General features: G+C 74.0%; 17 protein-coding genes. 6 read left to right on the forward strand and 11 right to left on the reverse strand.

Annotated features, from left to right (window positions below; all coding sequences use genetic code 11):
* Positions 1 to 34: 34 nt before the first annotated feature.
* Positions 35 to 610, reverse strand: coding sequence for a 2-oxoglutarate and iron-dependent oxygenase domain-containing protein (locus AC061S_RS09990; protein ID WP_478685494.1), 576 nt, complete (start codon positions 608 to 610; stop codon positions 35 to 37).
* Between the two features lie 67 nt (positions 611 to 677).
* Positions 678 to 1763, reverse strand: coding sequence for a GNAT family N-acetyltransferase (locus tag AC061S_RS09995; protein WP_478685495.1), 1086 nt, complete (start codon positions 1761 to 1763; stop codon positions 678 to 680).
* 201 nt (positions 1764 to 1964) lie between these two features.
* Here AC061S_RS09995 and AC061S_RS10000 point away from each other — a divergent pair, with 201 nt between their 5' ends.
* Entirely contained in the window at positions 1965 to 2786 is an 822-nt protein-coding gene (locus AC061S_RS10000) for a VOC family protein (protein WP_478685631.1), read from the forward strand.
* On the opposite strand, the gene AC061S_RS10005 is transcribed toward AC061S_RS10000, so the two are convergent.
* Together AC061S_RS10005 and AC061S_RS10010 are read right to left on the reverse strand one after the other, a co-directional pair.
* Complete coding sequence (locus AC061S_RS10005) at positions 2743 to 3786, reverse strand: PHP domain-containing protein (protein WP_478685496.1); 1044 nt, start codon at positions 3784 to 3786, stop codon at positions 2743 to 2745. The genes AC061S_RS10000 and AC061S_RS10005 overlap by 44 nt on opposite strands.
* Before the next feature lie 71 nt (positions 3787 to 3857).
* On the reverse strand, positions 3858 to 4961 hold the full coding sequence (locus AC061S_RS10010; protein WP_478685497.1) for an RAD23 family protein: 1104 nt from the start codon (positions 4959 to 4961) through the stop codon (positions 3858 to 3860).
* A gap of 184 nt (positions 4962 to 5145) precedes the next feature.
* Here AC061S_RS10010 and AC061S_RS10015 point away from each other — a divergent pair, with 184 nt between their 5' ends.
* From AC061S_RS10015 to AC061S_RS10025, 3 genes are read left to right on the forward strand one after another with little or no spacing between them, the layout of a single operon-like run.
* Positions 5146 to 5658, forward strand: coding sequence for a mycothiol transferase (locus tag AC061S_RS10015; protein WP_478685498.1), 513 nt, complete (start codon positions 5146 to 5148; stop codon positions 5656 to 5658).
* Positions 5658 to 7394 (forward strand): carboxylesterase/lipase family protein, encoded by a 1737-nt coding sequence (locus AC061S_RS10020; protein ID WP_478685499.1) that lies wholly within the window; start codon positions 5658 to 5660, stop codon positions 7392 to 7394. Before AC061S_RS10015 ends, AC061S_RS10020 begins: the two co-directional genes overlap by 1 nt.
* Entirely contained in the window at positions 7391 to 8536 is a 1146-nt protein-coding gene (locus AC061S_RS10025) for a serine hydrolase domain-containing protein (protein WP_478685500.1), read from the forward strand. The genes AC061S_RS10020 and AC061S_RS10025 overlap by 4 nt, the downstream gene beginning before the upstream one ends.
* 2 nt (positions 8537 to 8538) lie before the next feature.
* On the opposite strand, the gene AC061S_RS10030 is transcribed toward AC061S_RS10025, so the two are convergent.
* Both AC061S_RS10030 and AC061S_RS10035 read right to left on the reverse strand, forming a co-directional pair.
* Positions 8539 to 10062, reverse strand: a complete 1524-nt coding sequence (locus AC061S_RS10030; RefSeq protein ID WP_478685501.1) for an MFS transporter — start codon at positions 10060 to 10062, stop codon at positions 8539 to 8541.
* Positions 10063 to 10136: 74 nt separating this feature from the next.
* The gene (locus AC061S_RS10035; RefSeq protein ID WP_478685502.1) at positions 10137 to 10697 is read right to left on the reverse strand and encodes a TetR/AcrR family transcriptional regulator; all 561 of its coding nucleotides are present in this window, start codon (positions 10695 to 10697) and stop codon (positions 10137 to 10139) included.
* Positions 10698 to 10800: 103 nt separating this feature from the next.
* On the opposite strand from AC061S_RS10035, the gene AC061S_RS10040 reads away from it, so the two are divergent.
* Complete coding sequence (locus AC061S_RS10040) at positions 10801 to 10980, forward strand: DUF6126 family protein (RefSeq protein ID WP_478685503.1); 180 nt, start codon at positions 10801 to 10803, stop codon at positions 10978 to 10980.
* A 3-nt stretch (positions 10981 to 10983) separates the two neighbouring features.
* On the opposite strand, the gene AC061S_RS10045 is transcribed toward AC061S_RS10040, so the two are convergent.
* The 5 genes from AC061S_RS10045 to AC061S_RS10065 form a co-directional block, all read right to left on the reverse strand.
* Complete coding sequence (locus tag AC061S_RS10045; protein WP_478685504.1) at positions 10984 to 11244, reverse strand: DUF6158 family protein; 261 nt, start codon at positions 11242 to 11244, stop codon at positions 10984 to 10986.
* Between the two features lie 131 nt (positions 11245 to 11375).
* Complete coding sequence (locus AC061S_RS10050; RefSeq protein ID WP_478685505.1) at positions 11376 to 12290, reverse strand: LysR family transcriptional regulator; 915 nt, start codon at positions 12288 to 12290, stop codon at positions 11376 to 11378.
* Positions 12291 to 12457: 167 nt separating this feature from the next.
* Positions 12458 to 12862, reverse strand: coding sequence for a YunG family protein (locus tag AC061S_RS10055; protein WP_478685506.1), 405 nt, complete (start codon positions 12860 to 12862; stop codon positions 12458 to 12460).
* 109 nt (positions 12863 to 12971) lie between these two features.
* Positions 12972 to 13883, reverse strand: a complete 912-nt coding sequence (locus AC061S_RS10060) for an aminoglycoside phosphotransferase family protein (protein WP_478685507.1) — start codon at positions 13881 to 13883, stop codon at positions 12972 to 12974.
* Positions 13884 to 14016: 133 nt separating this feature from the next.
* Complete coding sequence (locus AC061S_RS10065) at positions 14017 to 17217, reverse strand: TIM-barrel domain-containing protein (RefSeq protein ID WP_478685508.1); 3201 nt, start codon at positions 17215 to 17217, stop codon at positions 14017 to 14019.
* Between the two features lie 236 nt (positions 17218 to 17453).
* On the opposite strand from AC061S_RS10065, the gene AC061S_RS10070 reads away from it, so the two are divergent.
* Entirely contained in the window at positions 17454 to 18788 is a 1335-nt protein-coding gene (locus AC061S_RS10070) for a chloride channel protein (protein WP_478685509.1), read from the forward strand.
* Positions 18789 to 18822: the final 34 nt, after the last annotated feature.

Here is an 18822-nt window from a genome sequence, read left to right on the forward strand (position 1 = left end):
ACTTTAGCGGGCTCCGGCGCTCCGCACCCTCGATTCAAGGAAGTCCTCCACCTCCGCCGCGCCGGTGAACGTTGAACCCCCAGGTGGGGTGGCGGGTGTGCCGGGTGAAATGGTCCGTGTCCAGGCCGAGCGCGGCCGCCAGCAGCTCCAGCAGCTCGTCGGAGAGGGCCCGCATCGCGGCCAGGTACTCCGTCACCGGCCCGCGCAGCGCGGGCACTTCGGCCGGCCACACGTTCGGCCGGAACCATTCGGCGTCCACCGAGGTGATCCCGGTCGGCTCCTCCGCCGCGAAGGACCAGGACTCCTTGAGGTCGGGCGGGGAGGCCGCGCCCTCCGCGTAGCTGTTGGCCTCGGCGCCCGGGCCGAGCCAGCCGCGGCCGCCGACCGGGACGGCGTACGGGGCCTTGGCGGCGGCCGGGAGCCGGAAGAAGGTCCGCGCCGCCTCCCGGATCCGCCCCGGCAGCTCCGGGTCCACTCCGTGCCCGGTCACCAGCAGGAACCCGGCCGCCTGGAGCGCCTCGTCGACGCGGGAGGCGACCTGTCGGCGCGCCTCGGGCCCGCCGGAGCGCCACGGGCCGAGATCGATCACGGGGACCTGCGAACTCACCACGGAGGGACCTGCTTTCCGGATCGGGAGGGCTGCCCGAGACGGCCGGGCCGTATCTTTCGGATACGGCCTAGGCCGGCCGGCTCAGGGTGTACCGGACCGTGCCTTCCCCGGAGCCCGCCTCCGTGAAACCGGCCCGTCGCAGTACCCCGTGCGAGGGTGCGTTGTCGTCGTCCGCCTCGGCCGCCAGCAAGGTGCAGCCCGGCTGCCCGAAGGCCCAGCCGGAGAGGGCCTTCGCCGCTTCGGTGGCGTAGCCGTTGCCGCGCGCCGACGGGAGGAGGTCGTAGCCCAGCTCGGCACGGCCCTCTTTGTCCGGGGCCGTGTGGAAGCCCATGCCGCCGATCGCCCGCCGGTCGCCCGCCCGGATGATGGCGTACGGGCCCCAGCCCGGCCGGTACACGCCTTTCTCGCGCGCCTCGGCCGTCCTGCCGGCGGCGTGCCGCGTGCCCTCGCCGGGTCCGTCTCCGGCCCAGACGAAGCCTCCGGTGCCGCCCGCGTGCAGGTCGGCCGCCGCGTTCGGGGTGATCTCGCAGAGCAGCACGCGCTCGGCCGCGACGGGGTCGAAGTACCAGCGCCAGATCGTCTGCCGGGACCGGCCGGGCAGTTCGCCCCGGCCGGTGGCCCACAGCAGGGTGCGCCAGGAGTCGTCGGCGGCCCCGTGCGGGAGGTGCGGGAAGAGGCGGTCCAGGACCAGGGCGGGCAGCTCGGGGCCGGGCTGCCAGTCGTGTACGCCGAGACCGCCGAGCACGTCGTGGGTGTGCAGCAGCGTCTCGATGACGCCCATCGCCGCGAAGCCGCCCGGATCCGCCATCCCCGCCGGATGCCACGCGCGGTCCTCCGGCTTGGCGAGGGACACGATGGCGGACAGGAAGCGGCCGGAGGCGGTGATCATGTCGAGCACCCCAGCCGGGGTGGTGCCCTCGTCCGCCCGGACCTCCAGGGGGACGTACGCGTCGGTGGCGCGCACCGCGAGCTGCGCGGCGTAGGAGACCAGGTCCTCGGCCACGTGCACGGCGGTGTCGTGGCAGCTCCAGTCCAGCCCGGCGGCCGGGGTGCTCCAGTCGCGGTGAGTCACCGCACGCAGTGCTTCGGTGGCGAGCGATACCGCCAGGTCGATGTCGGTGGCGGTCGCGGGGGAACCCTTGTACATCATCATCCGGCGAACCCTAGGTGTCGTTCTCGCGGGCCGCCAAGGGGATATCCGAGGCCCGGTGGCGCGCCTGCGCGCCCGCGCCGGGGCCGGGGCGCTACTGCTTGTGCTGGGACGGCGCGCTGACCGCGCCCCGGTGAAGGGCGGAGCCAGACAGTGGAGATTTCGACGAGGGACGTCTTCGGGGCGCCGTGCTGGGTGAGCCTGATGGCCCGGGATCTCGGCGCGGCGCAGCGGTTCTACGGTGAGGTCGCGGGCTGGCGGTTCCGGCCCGCGCGGCTCGGGGAGGCCTTCTCGGTGGCCGAGCTGGACGGGATGCCGGTGGCCGGGATCGGCGCGCTGGCCGGGGATCTCGCGGTGGCCGTGGCCTGGACCCCGTACTTCGCGGTCGACGACGCCGATGTGGCGGTGGACCGGATCCGGGAACGCAGCGGCACGATCGCGGTCGGCCCGGTCTCCTTCGAGTCGGGGGGCCGCGGAGCGCTGGTGGCGGACCGGGACGGGGCGGTGTTCGGGATCTGGGAGGGCCAGGTCTCCTCGGGCTGGCGGGTCGGTTCGGGACAGGCTCCGGCCTGGCTGGAGCTGCGCACCCGGGACGCCTTCGAGGCGGCGATCTTCTACGGGGAGGTGCTGGAGTGGGCCACCGGCCGCGCCGGGTGCTGCCAGGTCGCGTACGAGGAGGAGCGCGTCGTGCTGCGCCAGGAAGGGGAGCCGGTGGCACGCCTGGACAGCGGTCCCGTCGAGCCGGGTTCCTACAGTCCGTACACCCGGCCGCGCTGGCACGTGCACTTCCGGGTGCCCGCGCTGGAGCCGGCGGTGGAGGCGGCCGTCGCGCTGGGCGGCCGCGCGGTGTCCGAGCCGGGGTCGAGCGGGACCGACCGGTGGGTGTCTCTGCGCGATCCGGACGGGGCGCTCTTCACCCTCACCTCGTCCCGGACGGACGGCGGGGCCGATGGGGTTGACGGGGCCGACGTGCCTGCCGGGTCTACCGGGTCTGCGGCGTCCGACGGGTCCGGGTCCATTCGATGAGCTCGGCCTCGGACCAGGTGTTGACGACCCGGTCGGCCGTCACCCCGCATTCCAGGGCGCGTTCGCAGCCGAGGGTCTGCCAGTCGAGCTGACCCGGGGCGTGCGCGTCGGTGTCGATCGCGAAGAGGGTGCCCGCGGCCACGGCGAGCCGCAGCAGGCGGCGCGGCGGGTCGAGCCGCTCGGGCCGGCTGTTGATCTCCACGGCGGCGCCCGACTCGGCGCAGGCCGCGAAGACGGCCTCGGCGTCGAACGCCGACTCCGGCCGGGTCTTGCCCGTCACCAGCCGCCCGGTGCAGTGGCCGAGGACGTCGAGGTGAGGGTTGCGCACGGCGGCGACCATCCGCCGGGTCATGGCGGCGGCGTCCATCCGGAGCTTGGAGTGGACGGAGCCGACCACCAGGTCCACCTCGGCCAGGAGCTCCGGCTCCTGGTCCAGCGAGCCGTCGTCGAGGATGTCGCACTCGATGCCGGTGAGCAGCCGGAACGGAGCCCAGGTCGCGTTGAGTCCGGCGACCGTGCGCAGCTGTTCCCGCAGCCGCTCGGGGGACAGCCCCCGGGCCACGGTCAGCCGCGGCGAGTGGTCGGTGAGCACCGCCCAGTCGTGCCCGAGGGCGGCCGCGGCCCGGGCCATCGCCTCGATGGGGCTGCCGCCGTCCGACCAGTCGGAGTGCAGATGGCAGTCGCCGCGCAGGGCGGCGCGCAGGGCGAGGGCCTCGGGACTGGGCGGCGGACCTTCGGGGTGGGCTGCGGCCTTCTCCTCCAGCCCCTGCAAGTACGCGGGGATCTCTCCGCGGAGGGCCTCGCGGACGACCTGGGCGGTTTTCGGGCCGATGCCCTTGACCGCTTCGAGGGTGCCCGCGCCGACCCGTTCGGCCAGCTCGCCCTCGCCCATCTTGCCGATGGCGGCGGCCGCCGTGCGGAAGGCCTGGACCCGGTAGGTCGGTTCCTGGGCCCGTTCCAGTAGGAAGGCGATCCTGTCCAGCGCGGCCACCGGGTCCATCGCGTGTCTCCCTCCGCGAAACGGCGGAGAGGAGGCCCGGGCCTCGGACCCGGGCCCCCTCTCCGCCCGGGTCAGGCTCCGTCGGCCGGGTCGGCCGCCGGACGGTACTGCAGGGCCAGGCCGGCGAGTACCGCGCCGGCCGCCGCGCTCAGCACGGCCGTGATGCCGGCCCACTCCAGGGAGCCGCCGACCGCGCCGCCGAGCGGGTCGAACCCGGCGACGCCGCCGACCACGTGGAGCCCGGCCACGCCGAGCGCGACCACCGCGCCGGCCCGCCACGCGCCGGCCGTGTCCCGTACCGCCAGCAGGGCGCCGGCGGTCAGGCAGAGCAGGGTGACGGCCAGGGCGAGCAGCCCGCCGGGGTCGCCGGAGGCCAGGGCCGCCAGATCCCCGGGCACGTGCAGGGCACCGCAGAGGAGCAGTGCGAGCGCCACCGGCCAGCGCAGTATGTGGCGCAGTGCGCCCGTGCCCGGCCGGGCCGGTGTCCGGGTCGGGGCCGGGACGCCCCTGCCCGGGGCCGGGGTCTGGGCCTGCGGCGCGGGCTGGTGGACGGGGGTCCGTACCCGGTCCGCCGGCTCGGGGCGGCGCTGCGGGGGCTGTTCGCCGGTGCCGAGGATGCTGACCAGCAGGGCCACGTCCTCGATGGGCCGGCCGAGGGCGGCGGCCCGCAGCGCGATGTCGGTTTCGACCAGCTCGTGCGGGGGCTCGCCCAGCAGGGTCACCATCTCGCGGACCTCGTGGACGGGCCGGGCCACGGCGGCCGCGCGCAGCGCCGCGTGTCCGGGGTTGGGGACCTGTCCGGAGTCCTTGAGGAGGTTCACCAGGTCGGTGACCTCCCGGACGGGGCGGCCGGTGGCGGCGGTCTCCAGGACGGTGCGTGCGGGCGCTCCGACGGGCCGCGGTGCGGGGTCCGGGCCGGGTGCCGGCTCTGCGCCGGGCTCTGCGCCGGGACCGGCCTCGGGACCGGTCTGGGGACCGGAAGCGGTGCCGGTCTGGGGACCGGAAGCGGTGCCGGATGCGGTGCCGGAATCGGACGCGGACTCGGGCTCGGGCTCGGCCCCGGGGCCGAAGTCGAGGTCGTCCGTGTCGGGGGCCGGCGGCCCGACGTCCGTGGTGTCGGGGAGCCGGCGCGGTTCTTCGTACTCCGTCGCGGCGAGCGTGATCGGGTCATTCATGGAAAGCTCCGTTCGCCGACGCGCGGGTCTACACATCGCACGCCGGTCATCGTGCGTCACGGGAAGCGCACGCTTTGTTACATTCAGCGGCACCCGGCCGCGCTGCGCCATTCGGGGCGGGCAAACGGGGGTCCCCCGCGGTGCCGCGGGCCCGGTCGGCACCGGTCGTGGGCATGGTGGGGGCATGAAGGGTACGGAGGTACTGGCCGACGCGTTCGGCCGGATCCAGGGCGTGGTGCACGAGGCCGTCGAGGGGCTGGAGCCGGGGCAGCTCGACGAGCGGATCGAACCCGGTGCGAACTCGGTCACCTGGCTCGTCTGGCACCTGACCCGGATCCAGGACGACCACGTGGCGGACGCGGCCGGCTGGGAACAGGTCTGGCACGCGCAGGGCTGGGACGAGCGGTTCGGGCTGGGGCTGCCCCCCGGATCGACCGGCTACGGGCACACCGCCCGCCAGGCCGGCGCCGTCCGGGTCGAGTCGGGGGAACTCCTGCTGGGGTACTTCGACGCCGTCCACGCGCAGACGGAGCGCTTCCTGCGGGGGCTGTCCGCCGCCGACCTGGACCGGGTGGTCGACGAACGGTGGGACCCGCCGGTGACCCTCGGGGTGCGGCTGGTCAGTGTGATCGGCGACGACCTCCAGCACGCGGGGCAGGCGGCCTTCGTCCGGGGCGTGCTGACGAGGGGCCGCTGATGGCGTCCCGCGGCGCCCTCCTGGCGGCCCTGCTCCTCCTCCTGACCGCCGGCCCGGCGGCCACGGCGGCGACGGCAGCTCCGGGGGCCACGGCAGCTCCGGCAGCCGGCGCCGCCCCGCTCGCCGCGGCCTTCGCCGGAGCCGATCGGCGGCCCGTGGTGGAGACCGACCGGGGGGCGGTGCGCGGGCGGGAGGCAGCCGGGTACCGCACCTTCGAGGGCATCCCGTACGCCGCTCCGCCGACCGGTCCGCTGCGCTGGAGGCTTCCGGAGCCCGCCGCGCACTGGCCGGGCGTACGGGACGCCGGTGCGCCCGGGGCCCGTTGCGTGCAGCTGCCCGCGGTGGGACCGGGTGGTCCGAGCGGCTCGGAGGACTGCCTGTTCCTCAACGTCACCGCGCCGAAGCCGGCGGCCTCGCCCACCTCCGGCCGGCCCGTCATGGTCTGGTTCCACGGCGGCGGGTTCATGAACGGCGCCGGGGACCTGTACCGGCCGGGCCGGCTGGCTTCGGCGGGCGGGGCCGTGGTCGTCACGGTCAACTACCGGCTCGGGATCTTCGGGCTCTTCGGGCATCCCGCGCTCCACGGCGCCCCCGGCTTCGCGCTCGCCGACCAGCAGGCGGCCCTGCGCTGGGTGCGGGCGAACGCCGCCCGCTTCGGCGGGGATCCCGGCAACGTCACCGTGTTCGGCGAGTCCGCCGGCGCGCTGAGCGTCTGCCTGCACCTCACCTCCCCCGCCTCGGCCGGCCTGTTCCACCGTGCGATCGTGCAGAGCGGCTCCTGTTCGCTCACCGTCCCGGCGCACTCGCTGCTCCCCGCGCTGCCCGCCTACGAGCCGTTCGTGCCGGAGCGCCGCACCGTGGCCGAGGGGGCCGCCGCGGCGGCCCGGCTCGGCTGCGGCCGGTCCCCGGACGGCCCGGCGGACGGCCCGGCGGTCGGCGCAGCGGCGGACGCGGAGGTACTGCGGTGCCTGCGCGGCCTGCCGCCCCGCACACTGGCGACACCCGAGCTCATGTCGCTGTTCTCCCCGGTGTCCTACGGCACCCCGCTGCTCCCCAAGGAGCCCCGACGGGCCCTGGAACGCGGGGAGTTCCAGCGGGTCCCGGTGGTGCAGGGCTCGACCCGCGACGAGATGCGGATCTTCCTCGGGCAGACCCTGACCGCCTACCCGGTCGCCGACCCGCGGGCCTACCGCTCCCGGCTGCGCGCCGCGTTCGGGACACGGGCCGGACTCGTCGAGGCCGCCTACCCGGTGACGGCCCATCCGACGCCCGCGCTGGCCTTCGCCGCCGTGCTGACGGATGCCTCCTTCGTGTGCCCGCAGCTCCGGGACAGCCGTGCGCTGGCTCGGCACGTGCCCACGTACGACTACGGGTTCGACGACCGGCGCGCACCGGACTTCACCGGGCTGCCGCCGGTGCCGGGCTTTCCCTACGGGGCCTCGCACGGGTCGGAGCTGCCGTACCTCTTCGACACCGGGCTCCCGATGAGCGCCGCGCAGCGGGTGCTCGCGGAGCGGATGACCGGCTACTGGACCCGGTTCGCGGCGACCGGCGATCCGAACGCCCCCGGGACGGGGCCGTGGTGGCCGCGCTCCCCCGCCGTACTGTCCCTGGCGCCGGGGCCCTCGGGCGGCATCCGCCCGGTGGACGCGGCGGCCCGGCACCACTGCGGGCTGTGGGACTCCGTAGGACAGGCGCTCTCCGTAGGACAGGCTCTCGAAAGGGCGGGCTCGTGACCGGTTTGGCCGACATCCTCCAGCCGTACGTGGACGACGGAACCCTGCCGGGGGCGGTGGCCCTGGTGGACCGGGGCGACGGCGAGGAGCCCGAGGTGGCCGTCGTGGGCGGCGCGGACGCCGGGGGCGAGGCCCCGATGGTCCGCGACTCGATCTTCCGGATCGCCTCGCTCACCAAACCGGTCACGGCGGCGGCCGTCATGATGCTGGTGGAGGACGGCCGGTTCGCGCTCACCGACGCGGTCGCGCCCTGGCTGCCGGAGATCGCCGCACCGGTGGTCGTACGGACTCCCGCGAGCCCGGTGGACGACGTGGTCCCGGCGAAGCGGCCGGTGACGGTGGCCGACCTGATGACCTTCCGCGCGGGGTGGGGCTTCCCGTCCGACTTCTCCCTCCCGGCGGTCGCACCGCTCTTCGGTGAGCTGCGCCAGGGCCCGCCGCGGCCCCAGGAGGTCGCGGGGCCGGACGCGTGGATGGCAGCGCTGGGCCGGATCCCGATGCTGTACCAGCCGGGCGAGGCCTGGCTCTACACCACCTGCTCGGACGTGCTGGGGGTGCTGATCGCCCGGGTGGCGGGGTGCTCGCTGCCGGAGTTCCTGGCCGAGCGGATCTTCGAGCCGCTGGACATGCCCGACACCGGTTTCGCCGTGCCGGCGGGGCAGTCGGGCCGGTTCACGCACTTCTACCGGGCAGGCGCGGACGGCGGCCTCGACCTCGTGGACGCCCCCGACGGGCAGTGGAGCGCCGTGCCCGCCTTCCCGTCCGGCGCGGGCGGGCTGGTCTCCACGGCGGACGACTACCACCGCTTCGCCCGGATGCTGGTCGACGGGGGCGGCCCGCTGCTCTCGGCCGATTCCGTGCGCAGGATGACCACCGACTGGCTGACGCCGGCCCAGCGGGCCGGGGCCGAACTGTTCCTGGGGGGCCAGGGCTGGGGGTTCGGCGGGTCGGTCGACGTGACGCCGGCCGACCCGTGGAACGTGCCGGGCCGCTACGGCTGGATCGGCGGCACCGGCACCGCCGCCCACATCGTCCCCTCGACGGGGGCCGTCACCGTCCTGCTGACCCAGCGGGAGCTGGCGGGCCCGTCGCCGTTGCCGGAGACGATGCGCGCGGTGTGGGCGTACGCGGCCGCCTCGTAGGCTCAGTGGTTCTCGGTCGGCCGCAGGTCGCGCGGGATCAGTGTCCAGGTGGTCGCCGCGGCGACGATCGCGAGGACTCCGGCCAACAGGAACGCCGGGGTGATCGCGAGGGTGTAGGCCTGCGAGGCGGCGTCGAGCAGGGTCCGGCCGACGCCGCCGCCGAGCAGTTCGGCAGTGTGGGCGGCCTCGCCCACGGAGTCCCGTACGGCGGCCAGCGTGGTGGAGTCCAGGTCCAGGGCCGGGAGGTTGCCCCGGTAGAGCGCGGCGGCGGTGGAGCCGAGGATGGCGACGCCCATGGCCGAGCCGAGTTCGTAGCAGGTCTCCTCGATGGCCGCGGCGCTGGAGACCTCGTCGGCCGGGGCCGCGGAGATGAGGGTCACCGAGGCGACGGTGGTGGCGATGCCCGCGCCGAGGCCCATGATGGTCAGCGCCGCGGCGAAGGCGGGGTAGCCGAGGCCGGAGAACTGCTGGAGGGTCCAGGGCAGGGCCATGCCGGCGGCGAGGACCACCAGGCCGCCGCCGAGCACGTGGCGGATCGCGAAGCGCTGCATGAGGGTCGGGGCGACCATCGAGGCGCAGATCAGCGCGAGCGGGGCGGGCAGCAGGCGCAGGCCCGCCTCCAGCGGGGTGTATCCCTGGCCGTACTGGAACCACTGGGTGACCAGGAACAGGATCGCGCCCATGCCCACCATGGGCAGGAAGATCGCGGTGGCGGCCACGCTGAAGGCGGGCTTGGTGAAGAGCCGGACCTGGAGCAGCGGGTTGTCCACGCGGAGCTGGCGGCGGACGAACAGGGTCAGCGCGACGGCGGCGAGGACCAGCAGGGCCCAGGGCAGCGGGTCGGCGACACCGCTCTTGCCGAGCTGCTTGATGCCGCCCGCGAGGGCGAGCATGCCGACGATCGACTGGCCGACGCCGGTCCAGTCCCACGTGCCGGTGGAGCGCGGGGAGCGGGATTCGGGGAGGTAGCGCAGGCCGGCCGCGACGATCACCGCGGTGACGGGCAGGTTGAGGAGGAAGGCGGAGTGCCAGCCGTAGTCCTGGACGAGCAGGCCGCCGACGACGGGGCCGAAGGCCATGCCGCCGCCGAAGACGGCGGCCCAGACGGCGAGGGCGAAGGCGCGTTCCTTGGCGTCGGTGAAGACGCTGCGCAGGATCGACAGGGTGGAGGGCATGATCGCGGCGCCGCCGACGCCGAGGAGGGCGCGGGCCGCGATGACGTGCCAGGCCTCGGTGGAGAACACGGCGATGAGCGAGGCCAGGGCGAAGATGCCGAAGCCCGCCATGAGCAGCCGCTTGCGGCCCCAGCGGTCGCCGAGGGCGCCTGCGGTGACCAGCAGCCCGGAGAGGGCGAGGGCGTAGATGTCGATGATCCACAGCTGCTGTACGGCGCCCGGTTGGAGGTCGCCGACGAGCGAGGGGAAGGCCACGTTGAGGATCGTGGTGTCCATCGAGATGAGCAGGAGACTGCCGGAGAGGATCGTGAGCACGATCCAGCGGCGCGGGTCCTGCGTGGGGGTGTGCATTTCGGTTCCGTTCACGGTTGTTTCACGGTTTTCGCGGTCCGCGTCTCACGGTCGTACGCGGGAGGGGTGCGGGGTCAGGCCGTCGGGGACGGCCGGGTTCCGCTGAGGAAGGAGGCGAGGACGAGCCGGCCGATGTCCCGGCGGGCGAGGTGGCCGTCGCGGACGCCCTCGGCGGCGGCGTCGAGCAGTCCCCACAGCGAGTACCAGATCCAGTACGCGGGGAGGTCGACGCGGAGCCGGCCGAGGCGCTGGCCGAGGGCGAGGAAGGCGAGGGCCCGCTGGTCCTGGCGCTGGATCCCGGCCCGGAACTCGGGGTCGGCGAGCACGGTGGCATCGCGCGAGGTGAACCCGTACAGGTGCGCGGCGGGCAGCAGCCCGGTGACGAGCCGCTCCAGCGCGGCGTCGAACTCCGCGCCGTCGGCGGTGCCGGGCAGGTCGGCGGGGGCGAGGCACCCGTCGACCACGTCGATGGCCCGGACGGCCACGGCCTTGAGGAGTGCCTCGCGGGTGGCGTAGCGGCGGCTGAGCGTGGCGCGGCTGGTCCCGATGCCGGCGGCGATGTGCGCCATGGAGGCGCTGTGATCGCCGGCGAGCACGCGTGCGGCGCCGTCCAGCAGCTCTTCGTCGTTCATCATGCGATCCTCCTTCGTATCAAACGATACAAATTTGTCTCACATGAAGCAAATCTGATTCACGGGCAGGCCCGCAGGTGGACGGGCGCGCCCGTACGCTGTTCGGGTGATGACGGACCGGGACGGGAAATCCGAGCGGGCGCGCTCCGCCGCGGCGTCGGCGAAGTACGAGAAGTGGAAGGAGAACGGCGTACTACTGCGCGCGTTCTTCTACATCGCCGGCACGCACCTCTTCGCCGGGTTCGTCTGGCTGCTGTTCATGCTGGGCGAGCACGCCGAGAAGTAGCGCTCAGCCCTGTTCCTCCGTCCCCGTGCGGGCGCGGGCGCCCGAGCGGGTGCGGCCGGTGGTCTGGGCGCGTTCCGGGTGGCGTCGTACGTACTCGCGCTCCAGCTCGTCCATCCGCCGGGTGTGCGTGACCAGCGCTTCGTCCGATCCGTGCAGCAGGGTCTCGTGACGCGTGCGGTGGATGGCTTCGAGCTCCTTCATCAGGCGGCCCTCTTCGAGCCCGCCCGCCGACGGCCCGGCCTCGTGGGCCTCGCGCTCCGCCATGGCAGGTCACCTCTCCCTCGGCCGGGCCGGGCACCTCGCCCGGCCGCGCTCATCCCATCATCGCCGAGGGAGCGGGATAGAGACGGTCGAGCGGCCGATCGGCGCAGGCCGCCGTGGGGCTGCCGCTCTCGTCACGCCCGCCCGGGGGCCGCCGCGCGGGTCACGCAGCCGCGGGCCACCTCGTCGGCGAAGGCGCGGGCGAGCGGGGCGAGGGCGGACCAGCGCCGGACGGCCCAGCCGACGACGAGCGGCGGCAGGGCGGGGATCGGCACCAGGCGCAGCGGTCCGTCCGATCCGGGGACCTGCCAGCCGGGCAGTGCGGGTACGACGGCGTGGCCGAGGCCCAGTTCGGCGAGGAGGAGGGCGGTGTCCCAGTCGGCGGCGCTGGTGTCGGAGCTGATCCGGATGCCGGCTTCGGCGAGGGCGGCGTCGAGGTGGGCGCGGGAGGTGGAGCTCTCCGGCAGCCGGATGTGGCGGATGGCGCCGAGGTCGGGCGGCTCCAGGCGGGAGCGGGCGGCGAGGGGGTCGTCGGCGCCGACCGCGAGGACCCAGGGCAGCCGCATGACGGGGCGCTGCTCGATGCCCCGCACGGGGGCGCCGATGGTGATCCAGGCGAGGTCGAGGTCGTCGGCGGCGAGGGCTTCGAAGCAGCTCCGGCTGGAGTTCTCGGTCTGGAACTCCAGGCTGACCCGGGGGTGGCCGCGCCGGAAGGCGACGATCGCCTCGGCCATGAAGTGGCGCACGGTGGTGGCCCCGGTGGTGACGCGGACCGAGCCGCCGTCGCCGCGTACGAGGGCGTCGAGCCGGCGCAGGGCTCCGTCGAGCCCGGCGAGGCCGTCGGCGGCGGCCGCCTGGAGGATCAGGCCGGCCCCGGTGGGCGAGACTCCGCGCGGGTGGCGCTCCAGGAGCGCGGCGCCGGTCTCCTTCTCCAGGCGGCGGATGTGCTGGCTGACGGCGGACTGGGTGCGGCCGAGGTCGCGGGCGACGGCGCTGAGGCTCCCGGCCCGGCAGACGGCGACGAACACGCGGAGGTCATCGAGGGTCACAACCACAAGGTATCCCTTGGGGGTTGTGAGAAATCAGGAGGATTGACTTGGATGTCCGGCTGTCCGACGATCAGTTCACGGCCCAGGGCGGCAACCCGGTCCCGCCATCGCGAGGGTGGGACCGGGTGCCGACCCGCTGCCGCAAAGAGACGGCTCAGGGCGTGTCGTCACACACCCGAGGCCGGGGCACCGGTGAGCTTGGTCATCACCTCGTCGCGCAGGAGCTCGTACTCCGTGCGCAGGCGGCGCAGTTCGCTATCCGGGGGGCGGGGGATGACGATCCCCTCGGTGATCTTCTCCTCCGGTGCGAACTGCTCGCGGGTGAGGTCGATCTCTATGCCGAGGCCCAGGCGGTTCCACCAGTGGTAGTCCACGCGCTCTCCGTCGACGAGGACCTCCCCGCGGATCAGCTCGCCGCCCAGCAGGTCGTTGAGGACCAGGGCGGTCACTCCGCACTGGTCACGGGCCGGGTTCTCCCTGGTCCATCGATCACGGTACTCGGGGGTACACGTCATCGCGCTCCAACTGCTGCGGACGGCACGGTCGATGTCGGTCAGAAGGAAGGGTGTCATGTCGCCCATCCTCGCAACCGGCACTGACAAGGGTCCATGCCCCGGCCGACCGTCCGGTCGGATCGTGCGCGTTCCTGTCATTCGTGCGCCGGTCCCGTGCGCGTTCCGGTCATCCGCTCCCGGGGGCGGTGGCGAGGAGTTCGCCGATGACGTGCCGGGCGATGGCCGCCATGACGGGGTTCGTCTCCTTGTAGTAGTTCAGTTCCATGAGGGCGATCGACAGGGCCCAGCCGCGGGCGCGAGTCCACATCGCGTCGTCGGCGTCCAGGGCGGCCCGGAAGGCGGGGCGGGCGGCGGCCGGGAGGAGGTACCAGGCCGGGATCAGGTCGACGGCGGGTTCGCCGAGGCCGGCGCAGCCGAAGTCGATGACGGCGGCGAGCCTTCCGTCCGCCAGGAGCAGGTTCCCGGGCTGCAGGTCGGCATGGATCCAGACCGGCGGCCCGGACCAGGGCTCGGCCCGCAGGGCCTCCTCCCACAGGGCGGTCGCCGCCCCGGTCTCCACGTCGGCGTCGGCGCTCGCGCCCAGCTCCGCGATCGCGGCACGGGTTACGGCGTCCCGCGCCGCCAGGGTCTCGCTGCGGTAGGAGGCCGGTGCGTCCGCCGAATCGGCCCGGTGCAGTGCGGACACGAACTCCGCCAGGTCCTTGGCCAGGAGGTCCGGCTCCGCGATCCGGCCGGGCACGGGGTTCTCACCGGGGACCCACCCGAAGACGGACCAGGACCAGGGGTAGCCCTCGGCGGGCCGCCCCATGCCGATGGGGACGGGGATGGCGGTCGGCAGGCCCGGGGCGAGCCGCGGCAGCCAGACGTGCTCCATGGCCACGTCTCCGGCCGCGCCCGGGGTGCGCGGAAGGCGTACGACCAGGTCCCCGCCCAGCCGGTACATGGCGTTGGACGTGCCGGCGGAGTCGACCCGCTCGACGGCCAGCCCGGCCCACTGGGGGAACTGTCCGGCGATCAGCCGGGCCACCAGAGCGGTGTCGATGTCCGGTTCGTCGGCGTGCATCTTTCCGGTGGGCATGCGTTCCTTCCCGAGGGGGGTTCCGACGATCTTGAACCCACCGTAGCCGCCGGTCCGCCGCGCCGACGAGCCCGGCCCGGCGCGGTGCCGGGCCGGGCCGGGCCGGGCTCGTCGGCCTAGGCCGTCGAAGCGGTCACGGGGTGAAGGTCCACCGCTGGGCCGCGGTCGTGGCGCACGCCACCCGGGTGAGCCGGGTGCCGTTGGCCGTGGCGGAGCCGGCCGGGGTCAGGCACTGGCCGGAGTTGCGCAGGCTGCCGTCCGGGCCGGTCTGCCAGCTCTGGCCCGAGCTGCCGTTGCAGGTCTGGATCGCGACGGCGTTGGCGGTGGCGGCGTCCAGGCAGACTCCGCCGAGGCCGGTCAGCCGGCCGTCGCCCTGCAGGGTCCAGCGCTGGTTGGGGCCGCCGTGGCAGCTGTAGAGGGCAGGTTGCGTTCCGGGGGTGGTGGCGCTGCCGGGGAGGTCCAAGCAGCTGGCCGATGCCCCGTTGACCAGGGTGGCGGCCGCGGGCAGCGGGGTCGGGCGCCCGGTGAGGGTGATCTCGGCGGCGCTGGTCCAGGGACCCCGGCCGCCCGCCTCGGTCAGTGCCTTCAGCCGGAGGTAGCGGCCCGCCTTCGCGGAGAGGGAGACCTGTTTGAGGACCGCCGTGTCGGCGAAGGTGCCGGTGGCCACCGGGGATCCCCAGTCGGTGGTGGTGTCCGAGACGTACACCTCGTAGCCGCCGATCCGGCCGTTGACCCCGCCGTCCTGGCGGGGCAGGTAGCCGAGGCCGTCGGCCGTGTAGCGGGCGCCGAGGTCGATCTGGATCTCGTGCGGGAGCGGCGCGGCGGCGGAACCGGACCAGGCGGTGTGCCAGATGGTCCCGGTGTTCCCGTCGAAGGCGTTGCGTGCGGCCCCGTTCTCGCCGCTCGTCTCCTGGCTGTCGGCGGAGACCAGGGTCCAGGCCGTCTGCGGGACGGGGCTGGAGGTGACCGGGACGGGATCGGCGGCCGGGACGGAGGTGCCGGTGGCCGAGACGCTGAACGCGCCCGCCTTCGTACCCGTCTTGGTCCACAGGATGCCGCCGCGGTCGGCGGCGTCGAAGAACCAGCCCGTCGCCGCCGCGTCGTAGGCGGCCTTGCCGCTGAGCCGGGTGAGGCCCGCGCCGTCCACGGTGAGCGCGGTGGGGGCGGTGGCCACGTGGAGGCTGAACTCGTAGCCGCGCGAGGCTGGTTTGCCGGTGTAGTTGCCGGCCGGGGCGGAGACGGACACGTTGACCGTGCCGGAGCCGGAGGCGGGGGCGGTGACGTCGACCTGCTGGCGGGCGAAGGCTCCCGTCTGGTGGGCGCGGGTGATCCCGTCGTCCTCGTAGAGGCTGAAGGAGGTGGCGCCGCGCGGGTGGATGTCGTAGGTGAGGGTGGAGACGGGCTTCTCCCCCGTGTAGTTCATCTGCGGCCACATCGGGACGATGGCGCCGCCCTTGACGAAGAGGGGCAGGGTGTCGAGCGGCGCCTGGTAGCCGTTGAGCCAGCCGGGCCCGGCATAGGTCTTGCCCGTCCAGTAGTCCGTCCACGTGCCGGCCGGCAGGTAGATGCCGTCCCGTACGGAGGTGTCGGAGACGACGGGCGCGACGAGGAAGGAGTCGCCGGCCATGAACTGGCCGCTGGTCAGGTTGGAGCGCGCCGCCGGGTCCCCGGGGTGTTCCAGGACCATCGCGCGGGTGCTCGGGACGCCGGTCTCGTGCGCGGTGCGGCTCATCGTGTACAGGTACGGCATCAGCCGCATCTTCAGCTGGAGGTACTTGCGGTTGATCGAGAGGTACGGTTCCGCGAACCGCCAGGGCTGCTTGTCCTGGTAGCCGGCGGTCGGACCGGTCGCGCCCCAGCCGGACATGGTCATGAAGGCCGGAGTGAAGGCCTTCCACTGGAGGTCGCGGGCGTACGTCTTGGGGCTGCCCGCGAAGATCCCGTCGACGTCGCCGGTGGCGTAGTTGAGGCCGGAGAGGCCGGCGCCGGCGATGGCGGGGACGTGCCAGCGCATGTCGTCCCAGGTGCCGTTGGTGTCACCGGTCCAGACGACGGCGTTGCGCTGGGTGCCGGCCCAGCCGTCGACGGTCCAGACGTAGCGGCGGGCGTCGGAGTTCTTCTCTATGCCGTCGACGGCCTGCTGGACTCCGGCGAATGCGGTCTTGTAACCGCCCCCGATCCAGGCGACGTCGGTCTTGACTCCCCGCGAACCGGCCACCCCCACTTCCTCGTTGATGTTGCCGAGACCGGTCGAGGTCCACAGTCCGGTCTGGAAGCCCTTGGCCTTGAGGGCGTCGACCGTGGACTTCAGGGGCGTGGTGTAGCCGCAGCCGTAGCCGTCGTTGGGCAGGAACCAGCCCGAGGGCATGTCGGCGGCGCGGGCGTCCGCGGCGTAGCCGACGACGTCCGGGGTGGTCTGGTGGCGGAGCCGGTTGTGATCGCCCTGGTACGCCGGGTTGGAGGCGTTGAAACAGTCGGCGTTGCCGAGCTCGAAGCCCCACGCCGGAGCCATGAAGGGCTTGCCGCTGACGTCGGTGTAGGCGTCCAGGACGGTCTTGAGGGAGTCGCCGGTGAAGTACCAGGCGTCGAAGCGCTTCTCGTCGTGGGTGAGGGTGGTGGGGGCGTTGAAACCGTACGAGCCCGGGGCCCAGGTGTTGCGCATCACGCCGTAGTTGTTCGTCGACATGTAGAAGGGCGCGGGGCTGGCGTTGTTGTTCTCGCGCCACTTGTTGTCGACCGCGATGGGGACGGTCTTGCCGCGCAGCGCCCATTCGCCCAGGCGCAGGCCCGTTCCGTAGAACTGCTCGTCCGTTCCGCGCGCGAGGTACTGGGTGGTCTGGCTGCCGGTCCAGGAGGTGGGCTGCGTCTCCTGCCAGACGAGGGTGGAGTTGTCGGCCCGGTAGACGGAGAACTGCAGCGGGGTCTTGTTGACCCGGATGGACAGGGAACCGGTGGTGATCTTGTAGTACGTGCCCGCGTCGGTCCAGGCGGCGCTCACGGGGCCGAAGTCGGTGGTGGGGGCGAGGTCGGTGCCGGCCGGGTCGTTGGTGAAGGCGCCGTCGGGTGAGAGCCAGAGCCGGAAGATGTCGGCGCGTGCGACGACCACCCGGGCCTTGGCCCCGCCGGCGGTTGCGATGGTGAACGTGTTTCCGGATTGGGTGATGCCCGTGGCGTTGCCCGCCGTGGCCGGGGCCGGCGCGGAGGCGGCCGCCGAGGCCGGTGAGGAGATGGGGCCGGCGGTGGCCAGCCCGGCCACGGCGAGGGCCGCGGCGAGCAGCGCGGCCACCGGGGCGCGCCGCCGCCGTGGGCTTCTGCGGATGCTGATGAGTCTCATGGGGCGGCTCCTCGTGCGGTCCGGATCGCGGACACACCTTTTGGCATGCACCGGGCAACATAGCGGTCCGGGAGCCCGGTTTGAAGGAAGATGCTCGGAATGGCTGGTCAACGAGCATCTTTGAGCATGCGGAGTGCCGTCGATCCCTCACCCGTTTGGCCCACCCGCCCTGCGCGACCCGACCCGCGCCCCGACCCTGGAGCGAACTACGCCACTTTCTGGAGGGCCCGGCACTCATGGATCAGGCGCAACAGCCCGCATCGCTCCGTCAGCTCCTCCTCGCCCCCGGGACCCTGAGACTGCTCGTCCTCTCGGCGCTCATCGGCGTCCCGGTCTCGCTGTTCGCCTTCGGTTTCGTCAGCCTCGAACACGAGCTCCAGCACTGGGTCTGGCACACCGCGCCCGACCTGCTCGGCTATTCCCGCCCGCCGTGGTGGTGGGGCCTGCCCACGCTCACCCTCGCCGGACTGCTGGCCGCGCCGATCATCACGCGGATGGCGGGCGCCGGCGGACACGTCCCCGCCCACGGCTTCGGCGGCCCGCCGACCATGCCTCGCGAGACCCTGAGCGTGATCCTGGCCGCGCTGGCCTGCCTGCCCCTCGGCGTGATGCTCGGCCCCGAGGCGCCCCTGATGGCGATTGGCAGCGGCCTCGCCCTGCTCAGCATCCGCGCCGCCAAGCGCGCCACCCAGCCCGAGCTGGCCACGGTGCTCGGCATGGCCGGATCCACCGCCGCCATCAGCACCATCTTCGGCAGTCCGCTGATCCCGGTGGTGATGGTGCTGGAGGGAGCCGCCCTCGTGGCCGGGGGGCCGCGCCTGTTCGTACTGATCCTGCCCGCCCTGGTCGCCAGCGGGGTCGGGGCCCTGGTCTTCACCGGCTTCGGGCACTGGACCGGCCTCGGCATCGGCGCGCTGACCCTCCCCCAGGAGCCCGCCGCCGGCCTGCCCGACGCCGGCGACTTCCTGTGGGGCATCCCCATGGCCGCCCTGATCGGCGTCCTCGTCGCCCTGGGCAAGTCCGCCGGCCTGCGCGTCCACGCCTGGACGGGCACATCCATGCAGCGGATCGTCCTGTGCGCGGTGGCCGTCGGCCTCTGCGTCACCGCGTACGCGCTGATCACCGGACGCTCCCCCGAGGAGGTGGCCCTGTCCGGACAGGCCACCGTCGGCCAGCTGGCCGCCGAGCCCTCGTCCTGGGCGGTGGGCGCGCTGGTCGCCCTCTCGGTCTTCAAACTGATCGGCTGGAGCATCGCCCTGGGCAGCCTCCGGGGCGGCCCGATCTTCCCGTCCATCATGATCGGGGCGTCGATCGGCGTCGCCTTCGGCAGCCTTCCCGGCTTCGGCATGGGCCCCGCCCTGGCGGCCGGCATCTGCGCGGCCGGGGTGGCCGGCACCCGGCTCCCGGTGACCGGCGTGGTCCTGGCCGCCGCCCTGCTGGGCAAGGAGGCCTCCACCCTGATGCCGTTGCTGGTGATCTCGGCGGTCACGGCTCTGCTGGCCTCGACCCTGATCGACCGCCAGCGCCCCGCCGACCCGGCGCACCTCCAGCCCGCCTCGGCAGACGCCTGAGCCCGCGGCGCGACCGGGTCCACATGACCGGCCC

It is taken from the genome of Streptomyces sp. CA189 (assembly GCF_056428985.1).

What these genes read in the sequence shown, in the direction of transcription:
- AC061S_RS09995 (WP_478685495.1), bottom strand. Translation starts at nt 1,763, where the DNA reads ATGATGATGTACAAGGGTTCCCCCGCGACCGCCACCGACATCGACCTG.
- AC061S_RS10000 (WP_478685631.1), top strand. Translation starts at nt 1,965, where the DNA reads ATGGCCCGGGATCTCGGCGCGGCGCAGCGGTTCTACGGTGAGGTCGCG.
- AC061S_RS10005 (WP_478685496.1), bottom strand. Translation starts at nt 3,786, where the DNA reads ATGGACCCGGTGGCCGCGCTGGACAGGATCGCCTTCCTACTGGAACGG.
- AC061S_RS10010 (WP_478685497.1), bottom strand. Translation starts at nt 4,961, where the DNA reads ATGAATGACCCGATCACGCTCGCCGCGACGGAGTACGAAGAACCGCGC.
- AC061S_RS10015 (WP_478685498.1), top strand. Translation starts at nt 5,146, where the DNA reads ATGAAGGGTACGGAGGTACTGGCCGACGCGTTCGGCCGGATCCAGGGC.
- AC061S_RS10020 (WP_478685499.1), top strand. Translation starts at nt 5,658, where the DNA reads ATGGCGTCCCGCGGCGCCCTCCTGGCGGCCCTGCTCCTCCTCCTGACC.
- AC061S_RS10030 (WP_478685501.1), bottom strand. Translation starts at nt 10,062, where the DNA reads ATGCACACCCCCACGCAGGACCCGCGCCGCTGGATCGTGCTCACGATC.
- AC061S_RS10035 (WP_478685502.1), bottom strand. Translation starts at nt 10,697, where the DNA reads ATGATGAACGACGAAGAGCTGCTGGACGGCGCCGCACGCGTGCTCGCC.
- AC061S_RS10045 (WP_478685504.1), bottom strand. Translation starts at nt 11,244, where the DNA reads ATGGCGGAGCGCGAGGCCCACGAGGCCGGGCCGTCGGCGGGCGGGCTC.
- AC061S_RS10055 (WP_478685506.1), bottom strand. Translation starts at nt 12,862, where the DNA reads ATGACACCCTTCCTTCTGACCGACATCGACCGTGCCGTCCGCAGCAGT.
- AC061S_RS10060 (WP_478685507.1), bottom strand. Translation starts at nt 13,883, where the DNA reads ATGCCCACCGGAAAGATGCACGCCGACGAACCGGACATCGACACCGCT.
- AC061S_RS10065 (WP_478685508.1), bottom strand. Translation starts at nt 17,217, where the DNA reads ATGAGACTCATCAGCATCCGCAGAAGCCCACGGCGGCGGCGCGCCCCG.
- AC061S_RS10070 (WP_478685509.1), top strand. Translation starts at nt 17,454, where the DNA reads ATGGATCAGGCGCAACAGCCCGCATCGCTCCGTCAGCTCCTCCTCGCC.